Below are 15,810 nucleotides of genomic sequence, written 5' to 3'. Positions count from 1 at the left end.
ATTAAAAGGATGATGCGATGAGTGACTTTTATCAGAATGGCGTAATCACCAACTTTCACAACCTCACCCACCGTAGCGTGGAGTCGCTGGAAAAAGAGATGGTACGCTTTGCCCGCAAACGCAAAATGGGGCTGATCCTGCCATCGCTGTTTTCCGAACTTGAAGGCCCGGCGCTGACGAAAATCGTCGATGAGCTGGCTAAAGTGCCCTATCTGGATGAAATTGTGATTGGGCTGGATCGCGCCGACCGCGACCAGTTCCTGTTTGCCCGCGAGTTTTTCTCCCGTCTGCCGCAACGGCATCGCATTCTGTGGAACGATGGCCCGCGTCTGAAGGCGATTGATGCCGAGCTGGATAAAGAGGGTCTGTCACCCACTAATCCCGGCAAAGGTCGCAACGTCTGGTTCTGCACCGGCTATACGCTCGCGTCAGACCGTACCAGCTGTGTCGCGCTGCATGACTGCGATATCGTCACCTATGAGCGTGGAATGCTGGCACGCCTGCTCTACCCGGTGGCGAACCCGGCGTTTCAGTATGAATTCTGTAAGGGGTTCTACGCGCGCGTCGCGGATGGCAAGCTTAATGGCCGCGTGGGACGTCTGCTGGTGGGTCCGCTGCTGCGATCGCTGCAGAAAGTTTATGGCCATTCAGAATATCTGGAATATCTGTCGAGCTTCCGCTATCCGCTCTCCGGGGAGTTCGCCATGCGGACGCATGTGCTGAACGGGATTAAAATTCCCGGCGACTGGGGGCTGGAGATTGGCGTGCTGTCGGAGATTTACCGTAATTACACCACCCGCCAGTCGTGCCAGGTTGAGATCGCCGATAACTACGATCACAAGCATCAGCCGCTGGCTGAAGATGACGGCACCGGCGGCCTGAAGCGCATGAGCAGCGATATCGTCCAGTCACTGCTGCGTAAGCTCGCCACCATGGGTGTGCCGCTGACCAGCGACTCGTTCCGGGTGCTGAAGGCAACCTATTATCGTAATGCGCTGGATATGATGGAGACCTATAACCACGAGGCGGCGATGAACGGGCTGAAATTTGATCAGCATGTGGAAGAAGCAGCGGTAGAGATGTTTACCCAGTCGATTCTGGAAGCGGGTCAGGCGTTTATTGAGCGTCCTAACGATAAGCCGTTTATACCGAGCTGGAGTCGCGTCCAGTCAGCCTTCCCGAATGTGCTGCAGCGGATCTATCAGGCGGTTGAAGAAGATAACGACGGTAACGTCTGAAAACAGGGCGGCACAGGGAGTGTGCCGGGCCAGAAAAAGCAGAAACCGGGCCTGGCGGGTCGCAGAGCCCACAGGCCTGATGCTGTCAGCCCGCCAGTTGCTGCGCGGGATTCAGAGCGCAGAGTTCATCGCTGCGAAAGGCTTCGCTGCGCACGGCATAGCCATCATACCAGCGGCACTCAACCATGCCACTCGCGTAGCCGGTCACCACCATCGTCTGCCCCTCTTCCTTATGCTGCACTTCTTCACTGATTGCGAAAACCATGATGCGCTCCTTTTATTAACCTGAGTGTTATTAACCTGAGTGATTATTTTCTTTATAGCAGGCGAATAACGTTCCTGCCTGTTAAGGCACGCAAAAAAAGGGCAAATTCGGAATTAATCAGCTGGATATGCGGAAAATAAAAAAAGCGGATAAAAAAACTTATCCGCTTTGATGAAGTATTGACGCTGACGTCAGATTTTACAGCCTTCGCAATCGGCTTCGTCGCCGAGATCATCCGGCACTTCGCTGGCTTTTTTCTCTGCTTTCGCTTCAGCCTGCTCCAGTTGTGCGTCGATATCAAATTCAAACATGTCGTCGTTCATCGTCATTCTCCTGACCGTAAATCACAGTGCGCTTTATACCGATTTTCCGCGCACTCTGGCAATAAGGTTGACCACTAACAGCACGATCGACCCAATGATAAAGCCGAGCACCAGGTTGGCGCCGTTGCTGAGCAGCATGGCGATCCAGCCGCTGAAGCCACTGCTGACTTCCTCGATCAGATGATGCAGTGGTGCGATGCCGTGCACCACAATACCGCCGCCGACCAGGAACATGGCGATGGTACCGACCACCGAGAGGATCTTCATCAGCCAGGGCGCGGCAGTCAGCAGCACGCTACCCAAGCCCTGCGCAAGGCGTGACGGTTTTTCACGCAGCCAGAATCCAAAGTCATCAATTTTGACGATGGCCGCCACGATGCCGTAAACGCCCACCGTAACCAGAATAGCGATGCCCGCCAGGATAATTACCTGGTTGAGCAGCGGCGATTCCGACACGATGCCTAAGGTAATCGCAACAATTTCGGCTGACAGAATGAAATCGGTGCGCACCGCGCCTTTGATCTTCTTCTTCTCAAACTCTGCCGCATTCTGATTCGCCAGCGAATCGAGTCGCTGCTGACGCGCTTCCGGTGATTTGCTCTGCTTGTCATGCTGCAGACTGTGCATTACCTTCTCCACGCCTTCGTAGCAGAGATAGGCACCGCCAATCATCAGCAGCGGCGTAATCAGCCAGGGCGCAAACGCGGAGATAATCAGCGCCAGTGGCACCAGGATCAGTTTATTAAGAAACGATCCTTTGGCAACGCCCCATACTACCGGCAGCTCACGGTTGGCTTTCACGCCGCTGACCTGCTGAGCATTCAGCGACAGATCGTCGCCCAGTACGCCAGCGGTTTTTTTCGCCGCCACTTTCCCCATGACGGAAATATCGTCCAGAAGTGTTGCAATATCATCAAGTAAAGTCAGTAAACTGGTTCCCGCCAAAATCTTATCCTTAGTCTGGTTCGTTATGTTGACAACATGGGCAGCGCTCAATTTCCGTAACGGTCATCTCGGCGATGCCCTCACAATCCCACTCTACCCGCACCGTCTCGCCTGCTGCTCCTTCAGCATGCAGATATTTGCTGACCGGGCTTTCGGTCATGCCGGTGATCTCCTCCGTGGCGACAAGCCTGTCGCCGCAGTAAACCCGCGCGGTCGCTTTGGTATTCACCATCCGCTCGTCACGAATCTGGTAAAGGCGTTTTACCGTCAGTTTTATGCTGCTCATTTCAGGCTCCTGGCCACGGAGAAAGCGCAGATCTAACCAATTATGTCTGTGATTAGCAATCGGCGTTGTAATGATGAATGCCCTGATGGTCGACTTCGGCACTCTCCGGCATCGCCAGCAGCCACTCCTCCAGCCGTTCCAGCAGGTCCTGATCCGTCAGGCGCAGTTTGCCACGTAGCGCACACTCCCAGATGATCAGCACTTTCCAGCCGCTCTCCTGCAGCTGGCGCACATAACGCCGATCACGTTCAACGTTGCTGTTGATTTTGCCGGTCCAGAATTCTGTGCGCGTCGCTGGCAGTTTAAACAGATAGCAGTGATGACGATGCCAGAAGCAGCCATGAACAAAAATAATTGCCTGATGTTCTGTCAGAACGAAATCGGGCCGTCCCGGCAGGTTTTTATCCTGCACGCGAAAGCTGAACCCCCGATCTTTCAGCAGCAGCGCAATACGTTGCTCAATGGCCGTATCCTGAGCGCGAATGGCACGCATATTTTTGCTGCGTATTTCGCTGGAGTGAACATCAGCCATAACCTCTCCTTTTTTGCTGGTACTTCAACTTTAGCCTGCGCCACGAAAAGCGAAAGCCGCCGCCCGATGACTTCACACAGTGTGCCGCAAAAACAGAACATTCCGGGGGGCTGACACAGGGCACATCCAGGCAATTTCCTCACAGCGTCTGGAGTGATAGCATAGGCATCTTACTGTTAAGGAAAAACGCATGCATCCCGCCGCCCTCGCTGAACCACTCTCTGCTGCACTTTCATCTGCTGATGCGTCTGAACTCTTTCAGCAGGTGCTGGCAATCTATTCGGTTCGTGATCTCACGGCCCGCCTGCAGCAGGCAGGATTTTCCTGCTGGACGCCGGCACTCCTGAACCGGATTCGTCAGGGTAAAACCGCCCTGCCACCGCTGTGTGAGGCGGAACTGTCGCTGTTACAGGGGCTGCTGCCATCCCGTCCCGCCCATTATGATAATCCTGAATTTCGTTTTATCGATCTCTTTGCCGGTATTGGCGGCATTCGTAAGGGATTCGAGGCGATCGGCGGCAAGTGCGTGTTTACCAGTGAATGGAATAAAGAGGCGGTCCGCACTTACAAAGCCAACCACTACAGCGATCCGCTGGAGCATCACTTCAATACCGATATCCGTCAGGTCACCCAGCCGGAAGGTCTGACTGACGATGAAGCGATATACCGCGCGATTGATGCGGCAATCCCCGATCATCAGGTGCTGCTGGCCGGTTTTCCCTGCCAGCCCTTTTCGCTGGCGGGCGTCAGCAAGAAAAATGCGCTGGGTCGTGCACATGGCTTTGAGTGTCAGGTACAGGGCACGCTGTTTTTCGATGTGGCCCGTATCCTGGCTGCCAAGAAGCCGCCGTTCTTTGTGCTGGAGAATGTGAAAAACCTCAAGAGTCACGACAAGGGCCGCACCTTCGCCATTATCATGGAGACGCTGGATGAGCTGGGGTATGACGTTGCGGATGCGGGAGCCAGCAGCCCGGATGCCAAAGTGATCGATGCGCGTCACTTCCTGCCGCAGCATCGCGAACGCATTGTGCTGGTGGGTATTCGCCGTGATCTGAAAAAGCAGGATTTTACACTGCGCGATATCCGCCGTTTCTACCCGGCGCAGGTACCCAGCCTGCAGAGCCTGCTGGAGAGCGCGCCGGACGACAAATATATCCTGTCACCGGTCCTGTGGCGCTACCTCTACCAGTATGCGAAAAAACATAAAGCCAAAGGCAATGGCTTTGGCTTTGGCCTCAACGATCCGCGTAATCCTGACTGCTGCGTGCGTACGCTGTCAGCACGTTACTACAAAGATGGCTCAGAGATTCTGATCGATCGCGGCTGGGACAGTGCGCTGGGCGAAGCGGAGTTTCAGGATGCCGATAACATGGCGCGTCGGCCACGCCGCCTTTCCCCGCGCGAGTGCGCCCGTTTGATGGGCTTTGATGTGCCAGGACGCGAGCCGTTCCGCATTCCGGTTTCGGATACCCAGGCTTATAAGCAGTTTGGTAACTCGGTGGTAGTGCCGGTGTTTGCAGCGGTGGCTCAGCTGTTACTGCCACATATCCGTCAGCTGAAGTCGTAATCACCGTGAAATGAAAAAAAACGTCTGGCGACGGGTTTCAGGTTCCTGTAAAACCTGGCCAGATTAGCGGTGAGATCGAGCTTGCTCAGGGAACAGGGTCAGATCGGAAAGACGCAAAAACTGTCATCCATGACCGCTCGGCCCGCGTAATTACGCACCTCATCCCTGAGGTGCGCCCGTAGCCGGGCCAACGCTTTGCGTTGTTCAAAAACGCTCCCGGCGTTTTTGTCCCTGCCGCGGGACGCTTTCCTTATCTGACCCTGTTCCCTGCGCGCTGAGGTATTGAGTTGCGGCCAGATTTAGCCGGTTTCAGCAAACCCTGAAAAGTAAAAACCCGTCTGGCGACGGGTTTCTGTTTTATTTCTTCTTCTTGCTCTGCTTCTTCAGCAGCAGCCGAATCTGCTTCAGCTCTGTTGCACTTAGTGCATCGGTCTTCACGTCAGCGGCACTGGATCCCTCAGTCCCCTCTTCAGTGATGTCCTGATTATCAATCGCCGGATGTGGATGCGTTTCCAGACTGGCCTGCAAACGTTGCACAATCTCCTGGCTCATCGAAATCTGATTTTCCAGCGCCAGCTGTTTAATCGTTTCTTTCAGCTCAGGATCAATTTTAATTGTTAAATTAACAGTTTCAGTCATCGGGCAGCTCCTTTTTGTTATTGCTACAAGCTACCGGATGACCGTTTCGATTAACATACTGTCATAAAAATTTAATATTCGGTTTGCAAAGGTGTGAAGTCCCGCAGCACACCCTCATCCATTCCCACCAGATTGCCCTGCAGCTCGGCATAAAGCTTAGCCATATAGCGTACCAGGAAATCTGCGTTATGCTCAGCCAGCATGCGGCCGGTTTCAGTGTGCATGGTTTCCGGCAGACGCAGCAGCTTCTTCTGGAAATGATCCAGCGTCCACTTAACATCATTCAGCTCGCGATCTTTACCCAGCGGGTCCTGGCTGTCGAACAACGGCCGATTCAGCGCACCGGCGGTGTAGAAGACCCGCGCCAGCCCGATCGCGCCCAGCGACTCCAGCCGGTCAGCATCCTGTACAATTTTAGCTTCCAGCGTCTGAGGCGGTATGCCGGCGCTGAAACTGTGGGTTTTAACGGCATGCATCACGGCATCAATCTTTTCAGCCGGGAAATCGAGAAAGTCCTGCTGCAGAATGCGCTGGGTTTCCGTCGCGGCATAGGTAGAGGCGAGGTGACGTTCCGGATGGTTCTTCGGCAGGTTCACCACATCGTGAAAATAGCAGGCGGTCAGCACCACCAGCGGATCAGCGGGCGTGCCGTTCATGATTCGCTGTGCGCTCATCCAGACACGCCGCAGATGGGCGATATCGTGCGCGCCGTCGTCGTGGATCCAGTTCGCCTGAAACCAGCTTTCATAGCGAGATTGCCAGAGTGTGAGTGACATAATCTATCTCCCTGTAGTGATCGACAGCAGTTTTTCTGTCGCGATCAGTGCGCAAACGGCAAGCCATCATAGCGACTGGCTAATGACACTTTTTTTACAGTGCAGTTGAAAAGAGCAGCGCTGCCAGCGATTCCGGGCAGAAAAATGAGATCTGGATCATCTGTATAGCATCTCTGTTACACAATAACCGCAATTTCGGCTGTTTTCAGTCTTTCCTCAGTGAATTGCTGCTAAGAAAATTAGTTTAACAGGCGTAATGTTTGGTTCGATCTTAACCAACTTCCTGCCTCATGCTCAGCGTTTTTTTGTCACGCGATTAAGTGTAAAACTGCACGTTATGACAGGTGAAAAAGTCTGAAAAGGTTCCTATTTTTACGGTTATAACGTACTGTATCCGGGCTATTCGTCGCTTTTTGCCAGTTGCGTGATAAGCTTTGGTGCGCTTTTTGCATTTTGCTGGTTTTTAACTACTAAAGTGACAATTATACAGTGACAGTCAGCCGACAAATTATTAAGCAAAATGATTTAAAGCTTTTATGATAACTCTCAGATGTGAAGCAAATGGACTTTTACAGCAGTAACCGGGTTCTACTAATAAAAAGAGGTAATCCATGAAAGAACGGCCGATTCTTTTTTCCGAACAGCGTGTTCGTGCCCTGTTGGTTGGCCAGCAAACGCAAACCCGGCGCATTATGAAAACTCAGGCTTTCGGTCCGGGACAGGATCATCACGAGGGCGTACACGCTTTCGATGTGAGTGCTAATCATCTGCATGGTTATAAAATGATGTCGATGACGGACATCAGCTATCAGTGTCCTTACGGTAAACCGGGTGACGTGCTCTGGGTGCGTGAAACCTGGCGTGGCCCGATGGTACCCGAGCAGTATCTGGCCGATTATGAACGCGATCCGACGCCCTTCCGCCAGCCAGAATATTGCCAGTATCGTGCAGACAGCAACGAGCTGGGCCAGCATGCACTGAGCACGCCGGAAGCGGAACAGTTTGGCTGGCAAACCGCCATTCATATGCCGCGCTGGGCCAGCCGCATCAATCTGGAAATTACCGGCGTGCGCGCCGAGAAAATTCAGGACATCAGTGAAGATGACATTATGGCGGAAGGTGTGCAGACCGATTCGCACTTCCTCAACAACTTCTTCACCATGAACGTCAATTCTGAATCGCCCAAAGAGGCGTACCGTAAAGCCTGGGAAAAACAGTATGGTGCGACCAGCTGGGAAGTGAATCCCTGGGTGTGGGTGATTGAGTTTCATCGTATTGAGCGCAACTGACGCCCCGGCCCCACGCTTTGCGGGCTGAATCACAGACAACGACCGTGCTAACGGGTTGAATAGACGGCCCTTAGCCCTGTCGCCAGATGCACAGTGCCAGCATGGTGTTTTCGATGCTGGCATTTTTATGTCTGGCGCGTCAGGATAGCGAAATAGTCCGGTTCTGTGCGGGAGTTGCGATGTTTAAATGGCCCTGGAAAACGCATAACGACGCCACCCTGGCCGCGCTGCCATGGCAGCATGGGCTGGCGCAGCCGATATTCAGCCAGCTGGATGAGGCTGAACAGCAGGCGCTGGTTGAGCTGGCGCAGCGCTTTCTGCAGCAGAAAAAGCTGGTGCCGCTCGACGGTGTTCAGCTGGATGAATTGCGCAGTGTGCGGATCGCCCTGCTGTTCTGCCTGCCGGTGCTGAAACTGGGTCTGGAGTGGCTGGACGGTTTCCACGATGTGTTGATCTATCCCGAGCCGTTCGAGGTGGACGATCAGTGGCAGGATGACGATGGGCTGGTTCACAGCGCGCCTGCGGTTCACGCCGGACAGAGCTGGACGCAGGGGCCGGTCGTACTCAACTGGCTCGATATTCAGGACTCGTTCGATCTCTCCGGCTTTAATCTGGTGATCCACGAAGTTGCGCACAAGCTGGATGCCCGCGGCAGCGGTTACACCAGCGGTATTCCGGTCATGTCGCTGCGTGACGTCGCACTCTGGGAGAAGGATTTGCGTGCCGCGATGGCGGAGATTGAGAGTGAAGTTGAACTGGTGGGTGAACAGGCCGCCACGATAGATCCCTACGCCGCCAGCGATCCGGCTGAGTGCTTCGCCGTGCTCTCTGAATATTTCTTTACGGCTCCGGTTCTGCTGGCCGAACGCTTTCCCGCCATGTATCAGCATCTGCGCCAGTTTTACCAGCAGGATCCCCTGGCCAGAATCGCCGCTGACACTGCGCAAACTGCTTAAATCACGATCGCTTTGCGTTAAAGCTAGCCAGTTGAATGATAATGTATTTTTTGCTGTTGACACCTTCGGGCGACGCCGTTAATATTCGCCTCGTTCACACGATTCCTCTGTAGTTCAGTCGGTAGAACGGCGGACTGTTAATCCGTATGTCACTGGTTCGAGTCCAGTCAGAGGAGCCAGATTAGAAAAACCCGCTCAGGGAAACCTGAGCGGGTTTTTTGCTTTTCAGCGATCCCAGTTTTCTCTTCCTGTCTGACTGTTCATCTCAGCTCGTCTGCGGCTGCTATTACCGAGACCACCGTTAAGTCTGGATCAACGCATGCTGTATGGCGCAACCCTGTCATGGTGTTATGACGAGCTGGCTTTAAATAAAAAACCAGCCGGGCAATATTTGCGCCAGCTGGCTCATACTAATGACGAATTATCACTCAGGAATGGTCAGTACCTGACCCGGTGCAATTTTATCCGGGCTGCTGAGAAGGTTTTTATTCGCCTCAAAGATTTTCATGTATTGGGATGCATCATTGTAAAACTGCCTGGCGATGGCGCTGAGCGTGTCGCCTGATTTAACCGTATATGTACGATTACTCCCTGCGGCGGTGACAGACTTATCTTCAACATTTTTATCCACAGCATGTAACAACTCATCGCCTATATTTTTAATATTATCCAGAATGCTCATATTTACTCCCCTATCGTTTCTGATACGTTTAGTTTAATAAAGAAAACAGGATTGCCAGACAAACACTACGCGGCGTACGATACACCCGCTTTTAATTCATGGGTTAAACCACTGCTAAACGTTGCTGTAAATAATATAAAAACAGAGGATGTTAATGATGGGTATATTGTCATGGGTTGTATTTGGATTACTTGCCGGCATTATCGCCAGATGTATTATGCCAGGCAAAGAACATATGGGCATTTTCATGACCATTATTCTGGGTATTATCGGTGCGCTGATTGGCGGTGTCGTCAGTACCGCTCTGGGTTTTGGCAAGGTTGATGGCTTCAATATTTACAGCATTGCTATTGCCACCGTGGGTTCAATTATTGTGCTGTTTGTCATTCATAAAATCAGAGCGTGTAAACAGTCTTAATAGATTAAGTTAAAGGGGATAACAGAATGAGTTTACTGGAAACAGTACTGGCCATGTGCGGCCTGAATAATCAGACCAGTCAGGAAGTGAAAGGTGTGCTGGAGTGGGTTGAGCAGCAAGGCGGTTTACATACTATCGTGAGTCATCTGCAGAGCGGCGAGTACAGTGAGGTGGTTAACTCCTGGCTGGGTGATGAGCAGAACGTGGCGCTGAGCAGCGACCTGGTGCAGAAGATGATTAACTCTGAGGCGATTGAGCAGCTGGCTGCGCGGATGGGCATCAACACCAGCGATGCACTGAATCTGCTGGCGAAATATCTGCCGCAGCTGGTGGATAAAGCGTCAACGGCGGGCGTCGTGGATAAAAAAGCTGATCTTACCGGACTGGTGAGTCAGTTAATGCACTAAGCATGATGCTAGTGAAAGATAAAAGCCTGCTACTTAAGTATTGGGCTTTTATCTTTTGTGTTTGGGAGAATTGAATAAAGTTGTTAAACACATAGACTAAAAAAATTCCTGCCGTAATATGAAGCAAAATCCTAAGAATTAATTTTTTTTATAAACCTACGCTGTAAATGAATATCGCACGCGGCAAGCATTTGCAGGAAATGGGGGTGGATTGTATACTTAATAAAGACGAACTCATTATCAAAAGCAACTGGGTGTAAGGAGCAGTTATCATCCGCGCAGCATAATTAAAAGTTATGACTGTCTAGAAAACTGTAATTATAATAACAAGAGGAGAGCATTAGTGACTACAATTAAAAAATCCCGACGCAAGGGCCGGGATCTCTTGTGATGCGAAAAATTACCATTTACAACCTGTTTTTTAATCAATTTCACTAATTAACCTATTGAAAAATCTTACCCAGAGCGAGAAAGCATTATTGTAACACCTTATATTTTAGGCCTATATTTATACTCTTAAGCATATCAGAAACCTGCTTCAGGAAATAAAAAGCCTGTTCTGGAAGATCATATTTAAAATACACCTCAATTATTTTTACCGACTTTCCTTTTGATTCAGGAAAAGCATCATATAATTCACCACTCTCGATAAAGGCCACATAGGAATTTATTTTTTCCTGTAGTGTGTATAAATGCTCTTCAATTGGCTCACCCCATACAAGATGGTCTGAAATTGCCAAGCTTACGGTATCCTGGCTATCGTTCGGTATACCAATAGAGTCAATCGTTTTTACATCTTGTATAGACATATTTAATCCTGATTTTTTATCCGGTCTAATAATTTCAACTTTTGTAGGTGGTATTTGAGATCCACCTTCAAAACTGGACTTACCTGCTCATACCACGGTAATATTACTTAATGGCATAGCGACATTTTTTTTAGATTAGTCGTTGATGAAAAGTGGCGTTGATCAAGGTAAGTGCTTACAGGGAACATCCATTATGCTTTTAAATCGCCACCTGAGGTTTCTTTTCTCCATACAGATACAATAACCACCATTTCATACCCTGACTTTTCTTAACCTCTGGAGCACATAGCGCATTACTCTCAATATCAATAGGAAGAAGGTGGCGAAAATTTCCAATCGCGAGGCACATCACCAGTATTGCACCGAACTTCAAGCGTGATAACGGGCATTTAGCGAGATGACTGATACAAATTTCAAGCCCTTCAGATCGGAGCTCATTCCACATTAAGATAAATTAATCTCCTCACTTCATCTCTTAATTTATCTTCGCTAAACTCATAATCTTCACGATCATCATGTGGATTATACAAATCAGCCAAGCAAAATATACTCGATAAATTTTCACTTGTTTTAAATTCATAGTTAAGCATGTTTTTATTATCACGCTCTAAGCGCCAAAGCTCAATATAAGCTTCTGAAAACACATCCGCCGACAATCTTCCATCGACAAACGCCTTAGAAAAATCCATTAGCAAACAACTCATCGTAACACTCTGTTTTTCATGAAATCATCGTATTACGGCGTTCCCGACTACACTTTAAATCCTGTGATAAACTCACCGGATTTATCAATAATAACAGCATTGTTCGTTGTCGGATTAAATTACAATTTCGAATATTTCACAAAGCCATAAGTACCTTTTTCAAAAGTAGCTATATCATCCATATGATTTTTAATGGCTATTTCGAAATGTTTAATTGTTTCTGGATTTTTCTTCGCCGTAACAATGTCAAAATAAATGGCATGCTTGAAATTTTTATCTCACTGCTTTGCACTAAAAGTTACACTTTCAGAAATAATACCAGTGCTTACATGCGGTATTTTCTTACCCGGCAACATAGTTCCGGCAAGCATTCCGCCAGTGGCTTCCAGCGCCAGCTGGTTCCCCAGTGACACCTGCCTAAAAGTAGCAGCAACCGCAGACCCGGTATCTGCAAGTGCATTGATAATGCCGTTGGCGATAGAAGAGGTTATCCCTTCCCCCAGCTTTTCCCAAACTTTTCTCTTCAGACATTCAGCTGCCTGTTTCACTGTTGCGCGCGCCTGGTCACCCCTTCGCGCACTATTCTCAACTTACCTTCTTTTTAGACTAGATAAAAACAAAATACCAATACCTAAAACCAAACCAATAACGGCACCTCTTTGTATGGAATCGAATAAATTTTCTCGCCATTCAAAGGAAAAGCTTCCATTCCTTATCATAAAAACAGATGCCACACCTAACCTAACTAAAAATAAAGTTAATGTGGTTATAAGAAAGAAATAAAATATTAACTTTATGGCTAATGCTATATTTTTCATTATTTATTCTCCAACTGTTTTTGAAGTTCAGAGCCAGCGACCTCTGAAGCTCCGGAACCAATCACAGCTCCAGCCAAACCAGCTGCTTTTTCTGAAATTAAAGGTAGGTATTTATTTCCAACCTCTACTGCTTTGCCTCCTGCAGCCCCAACCCCCGTACCAAAAGCAGCGCCAGCTACAATTGGAAGTGCCTCTTTTCCTTGCAACTTAGCCCCTGCATAAGCACCTGTAATACCTGCTACTTCAGTGAACCAGAACCCCTTACCCTGAGTGAGTCCGCTGATACCTGTAGCAATAAGTGCATCAGTGGCACTGAAGGGGTCGCCGCTCTGTAGCTGATTCAAAATATTTGCAGAACCACCTATAGCACCTGCACCGATAATACTTCCGGCCGTTGCACCAGATGGTAACAGAACAGGTGCAACAACAGCAGTAGCTCCAGCTCCCCGCGCTGTTAATAAGCCTGTTGCCGGGTTCTGTCCGGCAGGTAAATCTCCCGAAACCAGTTTATCAGAGGCATACTTAATTTCTTCTGGTGTTGCCGGATTCAGGACCTTACCAGTCTCATCTGTAAGATTAGTGTTATTTTTCAGGGATCCTTGTGCTTGATTATTACTCCAGAAACCACTACCAAATCCACTTAAACCTGACAGCTCATTATTCTCAACCGCATTTTTACCCGCAATCCCGCCGCTCGTCGCCGCAGCACTGCTGTTGCCCGCCATTCCGCCCGCCAGTCCTGCCGCCAGCGTGCCGAGCAGGCTCAGCTGCTCGCGGTCTTCCTGCCCCAGAGCTGCTATCTTCTCCGGGGTATCTGCGCCCCAGTATTTCTCTGCGATATAGCGTGTGGCCAGCTCGCCGCTGAAGGCACCTGCCGCACCCGCTGCCGCACTGCCGCCCGACATCTGCGATGATACTGCACCCCACACGGCATGGGCCATGGCATTGGTTGCCACATCAACGTTGCCGGAAGCGTCGGTCGTTTCCTTCTTAATCAGCTGAGCTGCCCACGGATTAAGGCCGCCTGCGACCGCCTGGCCTGCATTGCCGGTCCCCGAAACCGCATGCGCCATGGTATTGGTCTGCTCTTTGCCGTCGACTAATATGCTGGTTGCGTCTTTAGTTTTATTGGCGTTATACGGCGCCATCCCACCCAGTGCACCAATTTATTTTCGCATAATATTATTGTCAGTTACGCGCAAACATACCGTTGGAAAGGAAATATCTAAAAAATTAAAAATTCCTAAAGTGGTTTGAGTTTAAATATACCTCACCCCATAAGAGGTATATTTAACCTGAAAAGAACATAGGATAATTTATATTTAAGAATATTTAATTTCGAAAAAAATTATAAACTGAGAGTAGTGCAAAAAAAATAAAATTTAATATACTTTCAATCAATAAATTTAACACATATTGAAATAATAAAAAGCCGGCATTATGCCGGCATTAAAGATAAGAAATGCTTAGTATAATAAAATTTTGCATTCTGACAGCGGGACTGATCGGCCATCAGAAATAACAAAATTATCGCCATCAATATTGGCCAATAGCAACCCAAGCCCTTTTGCACCTGCTTTAATATCCTTTTCCCACCCTTCAATATTACCATGGTATTCAATAGCATGAAAGAGCGGGCCTTCTACTGGAGTTATACTACAGCCAGCCTCGTTGACTCCACCCTCAGTTGCATTAGGAGGATCAGTAAAACAGGTGATATTCTTAAATTGCTTCCTAAATTTATTTTTTCCATCATCAGAGAAATAAACCGTTTTCCTGGTGGTTGCACCATCTGTTCCAGGAATGACCCGAGAGTCAGAAGCTTCTAACTTTGAGCCTAAAGCCTTCTCCAGTTCTTTTACAAATCTAGTCAACACACCACCTCATCATTTAACTGGAGTAATTATAAATTTAAATTTATTAACACCAGCATCAGCATCAGCAAACAATTTTGAATAATGGTCGGCTAACTCTGGGCTATTAGTATGATAAATAACTCCACCCTCGAAAGCAGCCGAATACTTCCTGGCTTGATCTAACATTTTAGTCTGCTCAGCAACTGACCAAGGCTTTGAACCCACTGAGCTTGTTGGGTTTCGAAGCGAGTTGCCCCAATCCTCTACAAACTTAGCTTCAACAGCATTCCGTTGCCCGTTGATAATAGTTACATTATCAGCCACACCGTTAACACGCTCCCACTGATAATAGTTGTGTACTGACGCTCTGTGTAAGGTACATTACCATATTTCTCTCTAAGGCCACTTTCGTAGCTTTGCGCTTTATCAATTGCTCTTGTGCCACTAACAGCTATAGGACTAGTTGTAATATAAGGCTCTACGACTTTTGCATCCTTACCTGACTCACTGGATGTTCCGGCCTTTCCTGTTGTTGCGGGCAAGTCTTTGATAGCAACAGGCAATATAACCTTACCCCCAACCGACCTGATACTGCCCTCATCATCTACAATTCCAGCTTGTACGGGTTTGATAGAAATTATTTTAGCCGGGCGATTACCATGTTCCCGCTGCAACTCCTCTTCATCATTTCCTAGTGTATTGTTCTCAACAGTATTCTTCCCGGCAACCGCGCCCTGAATCCCACCTTCAACAGAACCAGAAGTCACTCCCGCGGACAGTTGCGCAGCCAGCTGGCCGAGCGCGCTGACAACCTGCTTTTGTTCCTGCGTCAGTTCGCTGGCCTGCTTGCCGGGATACATTGAGCTGAGGATAGCTCTGGCCATCAGCTCGCCACCCGCAGCACCGGCTGCACCCGCTGTTGCGTTGTTGCCGGCCAGCTGCGCCAGTACGGCACCCGCGACCGCATGCGCCATGGTGTTAGCCAGGACGTTAGTCTGCTCCTGTCCGTCGACAACTTTGCTGGTAGCTTGCTTAATTTTATTGGCGATGTAAGGCGCCATTCCACCTGCTGCGGCTGCACTGAGGTTACTTGCGCCAAGGCCACCCAGCACACCCGTCACGGCTGCGATAGAATAGCTGCCGATTAGGCCTGATTTTTTTCCTCGCGCTGAAGCACTTCAGGAAGAAGGGATAAGTGAAATACTGCTCGGAAAAAATAATCCGTTTTACAGAGGTGCCTCGCAGTTTATTATCTCGCTTTCAGCGAGTTTATGCAGCAGAAGGTGTATATTTAAACAGG

22 protein-coding genes and 1 tRNA gene are annotated in these 15,810 nt (G+C 49.4%); 7 read left to right on the top strand and 16 right to left on the bottom strand.

Features of this window, described 5'->3' with window-relative positions:
• Nucleotides 1–17 precede the first annotated feature (17 nt).
• Nucleotides 18–1,238, top strand: a complete 1,221-nt coding sequence (locus OK412_RS03045; RefSeq protein ID WP_264352673.1) for a glycosyl transferase — start codon at nt 18–20, stop codon at nt 1,236–1,238.
• A gap of 85 nt (nt 1,239–1,323) precedes the next feature.
• On the opposite strand, the gene OK412_RS03040 is transcribed toward OK412_RS03045, so the two are convergent.
• The 5 genes from OK412_RS03040 to OK412_RS03020 all read right to left on the bottom strand — a co-directional run bounded on the left by OK412_RS03040 (nt 1,324) and on the right by OK412_RS03020 (nt 3,589).
• Nucleotides 1,324–1,503, bottom strand: a complete 180-nt coding sequence (locus OK412_RS03040) for a YodC family protein (RefSeq protein WP_010247703.1) — start codon at nt 1,501–1,503, stop codon at nt 1,324–1,326.
• Nucleotides 1,504–1,694: 191 nt separating this feature from the next.
• Nucleotides 1,695–1,826, bottom strand: coding sequence for a hypothetical protein (locus OK412_RS03035; protein ID WP_003854444.1), 132 nt, complete (start codon nt 1,824–1,826; stop codon nt 1,695–1,697).
• A gap of 33 nt (nt 1,827–1,859) precedes the next feature.
• A complete protein-coding gene (locus OK412_RS03030; RefSeq protein ID WP_033758176.1) occupies nt 1,860–2,771 on the bottom strand; it encodes a DUF808 domain-containing protein in 912 nt (303 codons plus the stop codon).
• A 10-nt stretch (nt 2,772–2,781) separates the two neighbouring features.
• Nucleotides 2,782–3,057: a hypothetical protein gene (locus OK412_RS03025; protein ID WP_010247711.1), complete on the bottom strand. Its 276-nt coding sequence runs from the start codon at nt 3,055–3,057 to the stop codon at nt 2,782–2,784.
• Between the two features lie 52 nt (nt 3,058–3,109).
• Nucleotides 3,110–3,589 carry a very short patch repair endonuclease gene (locus tag OK412_RS03020; protein ID WP_010247714.1) on the bottom strand — a complete coding sequence of 160 codons (480 nt, stop codon included), beginning with the start codon at nt 3,587–3,589 and terminating at the stop codon, nt 3,110–3,112.
• Between the two features lie 190 nt (nt 3,590–3,779).
• Between OK412_RS03020 and dcm the strand changes: the two genes are divergently transcribed.
• Nucleotides 3,780–5,156, top strand: coding sequence for a DNA (cytosine-5-)-methyltransferase (dcm, locus tag OK412_RS03015; RefSeq protein ID WP_010247715.1), 1,377 nt, complete (start codon nt 3,780–3,782; stop codon nt 5,154–5,156).
• A gap of 357 nt (nt 5,157–5,513) precedes the next feature.
• Here the strand turns inward: dcm and OK412_RS03010 are convergent, their stop codons facing one another.
• Both OK412_RS03010 and OK412_RS03005 read right to left on the bottom strand, forming a co-directional pair.
• Nucleotides 5,514–5,795 carry an Arc family DNA-binding protein gene (locus OK412_RS03010; RefSeq protein ID WP_010247717.1) on the bottom strand — a complete coding sequence of 94 codons (282 nt, stop codon included), beginning with the start codon at nt 5,793–5,795 and terminating at the stop codon, nt 5,514–5,516.
• 71 nt (nt 5,796–5,866) lie between these two features.
• Nucleotides 5,867–6,571, bottom strand: coding sequence for a phosphohydrolase (locus OK412_RS03005; protein WP_010670862.1), 705 nt, complete (start codon nt 6,569–6,571; stop codon nt 5,867–5,869).
• Between the two features lie 611 nt (nt 6,572–7,182).
• On the opposite strand from OK412_RS03005, the gene OK412_RS03000 reads away from it, so the two are divergent.
• The 3 genes from OK412_RS03000 (at nt 7,183) to OK412_RS02990 (ending at nt 8,995) form a co-directional block, all read left to right on the top strand.
• Nucleotides 7,183–7,860 carry a hypothetical protein gene (locus tag OK412_RS03000; protein WP_010247721.1) on the top strand — a complete coding sequence of 226 codons (678 nt, stop codon included), beginning with the start codon at nt 7,183–7,185 and terminating at the stop codon, nt 7,858–7,860.
• Nucleotides 7,861–8,039: 179 nt separating this feature from the next.
• Complete coding sequence (gene mtfA / locus OK412_RS02995) at nt 8,040–8,816, top strand: DgsA anti-repressor MtfA (protein WP_171820333.1); 777 nt, start codon at nt 8,040–8,042, stop codon at nt 8,814–8,816.
• 103 nt (nt 8,817–8,919) lie between these two features.
• Nucleotides 8,920–8,995, top strand: a tRNA-Asn gene (locus OK412_RS02990).
• A gap of 245 nt (nt 8,996–9,240) precedes the next feature.
• On the opposite strand, the gene OK412_RS02985 is transcribed toward OK412_RS02990, so the two are convergent.
• Nucleotides 9,241–9,498, bottom strand: a complete 258-nt coding sequence (locus tag OK412_RS02985) for a LysM peptidoglycan-binding domain-containing protein (protein WP_187511814.1) — start codon at nt 9,496–9,498, stop codon at nt 9,241–9,243.
• 157 nt (nt 9,499–9,655) lie between these two features.
• Here OK412_RS02985 and OK412_RS02980 point away from each other — a divergent pair, with 157 nt between their 5' ends.
• A complete protein-coding gene (locus tag OK412_RS02980) occupies nt 9,656–9,916 on the top strand; it encodes a GlsB/YeaQ/YmgE family stress response membrane protein (RefSeq protein WP_010247728.1) in 261 nt (86 codons plus the stop codon).
• Between the two features lie 26 nt (nt 9,917–9,942).
• Nucleotides 9,943–10,323, top strand: a complete 381-nt coding sequence (locus tag OK412_RS02975; protein ID WP_010247730.1) for a YidB family protein — start codon at nt 9,943–9,945, stop codon at nt 10,321–10,323.
• Between the two features lie 476 nt (nt 10,324–10,799).
• On the opposite strand, the gene OK412_RS02970 is transcribed toward OK412_RS02975, so the two are convergent.
• The 8 genes from OK412_RS02970 to OK412_RS02935 form a co-directional block, all read right to left on the bottom strand.
• Nucleotides 10,800–11,132 (bottom strand): DUF6572 domain-containing protein, encoded by a 333-nt coding sequence (locus tag OK412_RS02970; protein WP_050680076.1) that lies wholly within the window; start codon nt 11,130–11,132, stop codon nt 10,800–10,802.
• 434 nt (nt 11,133–11,566) lie between these two features.
• Nucleotides 11,567–11,836 (bottom strand): colicin immunity domain-containing protein, encoded by a 270-nt coding sequence (locus OK412_RS02965; RefSeq protein ID WP_064691434.1) that lies wholly within the window; start codon nt 11,834–11,836, stop codon nt 11,567–11,569.
• A gap of 278 nt (nt 11,837–12,114) precedes the next feature.
• A complete protein-coding gene (locus OK412_RS02960) occupies nt 12,115–12,384 on the bottom strand; it encodes a hypothetical protein (RefSeq protein WP_050680079.1) in 270 nt (89 codons plus the stop codon).
• 42 nt (nt 12,385–12,426) lie between these two features.
• The gene (locus OK412_RS02955; protein WP_156323622.1) at nt 12,427–12,654 is read right to left on the bottom strand and encodes a hypothetical protein; all 228 of its coding nucleotides are present in this window, start codon (nt 12,652–12,654) and stop codon (nt 12,427–12,429) included.
• Nucleotides 12,654–13,802, bottom strand: coding sequence for a VENN motif pre-toxin domain-containing protein (locus tag OK412_RS02950; RefSeq protein ID WP_264352672.1), 1,149 nt, complete (start codon nt 13,800–13,802; stop codon nt 12,654–12,656). Before OK412_RS02950 ends, OK412_RS02955 begins: the two co-directional genes overlap by 1 nt.
• A gap of 318 nt (nt 13,803–14,120) precedes the next feature.
• The gene (locus OK412_RS02945) at nt 14,121–14,528 is read right to left on the bottom strand and encodes a hypothetical protein (protein WP_264352671.1); all 408 of its coding nucleotides are present in this window, start codon (nt 14,526–14,528) and stop codon (nt 14,121–14,123) included.
• Nucleotides 14,529–14,540: 12 nt separating this feature from the next.
• Nucleotides 14,541–14,834, bottom strand: a complete 294-nt coding sequence (locus OK412_RS02940) for a hypothetical protein (RefSeq protein ID WP_264352670.1) — start codon at nt 14,832–14,834, stop codon at nt 14,541–14,543.
• A complete protein-coding gene (locus OK412_RS02935) occupies nt 14,819–15,571 on the bottom strand; it encodes a VENN motif pre-toxin domain-containing protein (RefSeq protein WP_264352669.1) in 753 nt (250 codons plus the stop codon). The genes OK412_RS02940 and OK412_RS02935 overlap by 16 nt, the downstream gene beginning before the upstream one ends.
• Nucleotides 15,572–15,810: the final 239 nt, after the last annotated feature.

Source organism: Pantoea sp. JV6 (assembly GCF_025910055.1).
Classification (GTDB): Bacteria; Pseudomonadota; Gammaproteobacteria; order Enterobacterales; family Enterobacteriaceae; genus Pantoea; species Pantoea agglomerans.
This window is presented reverse-complemented; position numbering and strand designations above follow the sequence as displayed.

Excerpts from the sequence above, each read along its gene's own strand:
- OK412_RS03035 (WP_003854444.1), bottom strand. The coding sequence starts at position 1,826 with ATGAACGACGACATGTTTGAATTTGATATCGACGCACAACTGGAGCAG.
- OK412_RS02955 (WP_156323622.1), bottom strand. The coding sequence starts at position 12,654 with ATGAAAAATATAGCATTAGCCATAAAGTTAATATTTTATTTCTTTCTT.
- OK412_RS02970 (WP_050680076.1), bottom strand. The coding sequence starts at position 11,132 with ATGTCTATACAAGATGTAAAAACGATTGACTCTATTGGTATACCGAAC.
- OK412_RS03000 (WP_010247721.1), top strand. The coding sequence starts at position 7,183 with ATGAAAGAACGGCCGATTCTTTTTTCCGAACAGCGTGTTCGTGCCCTG.
- OK412_RS02935 (WP_264352669.1), bottom strand. The coding sequence starts at position 15,571 with ATGGCGCCTTACATCGCCAATAAAATTAAGCAAGCTACCAGCAAAGTT.
- OK412_RS02965 (WP_064691434.1), bottom strand. The coding sequence starts at position 11,836 with ATGAGTTGTTTGCTAATGGATTTTTCTAAGGCGTTTGTCGATGGAAGA.
- OK412_RS03025 (WP_010247711.1), bottom strand. The coding sequence starts at position 3,057 with ATGAGCAGCATAAAACTGACGGTAAAACGCCTTTACCAGATTCGTGAC.
- OK412_RS02980 (WP_010247728.1), top strand. The coding sequence starts at position 9,656 with ATGGGTATATTGTCATGGGTTGTATTTGGATTACTTGCCGGCATTATC.
- OK412_RS03020 (WP_010247714.1), bottom strand. The coding sequence starts at position 3,589 with ATGGCTGATGTTCACTCCAGCGAAATACGCAGCAAAAATATGCGTGCC.
- OK412_RS02985 (WP_187511814.1), bottom strand. The coding sequence starts at position 9,498 with ATGAGCATTCTGGATAATATTAAAAATATAGGCGATGAGTTGTTACAT.
- mtfA (WP_171820333.1), top strand. The coding sequence starts at position 8,040 with ATGTTTAAATGGCCCTGGAAAACGCATAACGACGCCACCCTGGCCGCG.
- OK412_RS03045 (WP_264352673.1), top strand. The coding sequence starts at position 18 with ATGAGTGACTTTTATCAGAATGGCGTAATCACCAACTTTCACAACCTC.
- dcm (WP_010247715.1), top strand. The coding sequence starts at position 3,780 with ATGCATCCCGCCGCCCTCGCTGAACCACTCTCTGCTGCACTTTCATCT.
- OK412_RS03040 (WP_010247703.1), bottom strand. The coding sequence starts at position 1,503 with ATGGTTTTCGCAATCAGTGAAGAAGTGCAGCATAAGGAAGAGGGGCAG.
- OK412_RS03005 (WP_010670862.1), bottom strand. The coding sequence starts at position 6,571 with ATGTCACTCACACTCTGGCAATCTCGCTATGAAAGCTGGTTTCAGGCG.
- OK412_RS02975 (WP_010247730.1), top strand. The coding sequence starts at position 9,943 with ATGAGTTTACTGGAAACAGTACTGGCCATGTGCGGCCTGAATAATCAG.
- OK412_RS02950 (WP_264352672.1), bottom strand. The coding sequence starts at position 13,802 with ATGGCGCCGTATAACGCCAATAAAACTAAAGACGCAACCAGCATATTA.
- OK412_RS03010 (WP_010247717.1), bottom strand. The coding sequence starts at position 5,795 with ATGACTGAAACTGTTAATTTAACAATTAAAATTGATCCTGAGCTGAAA.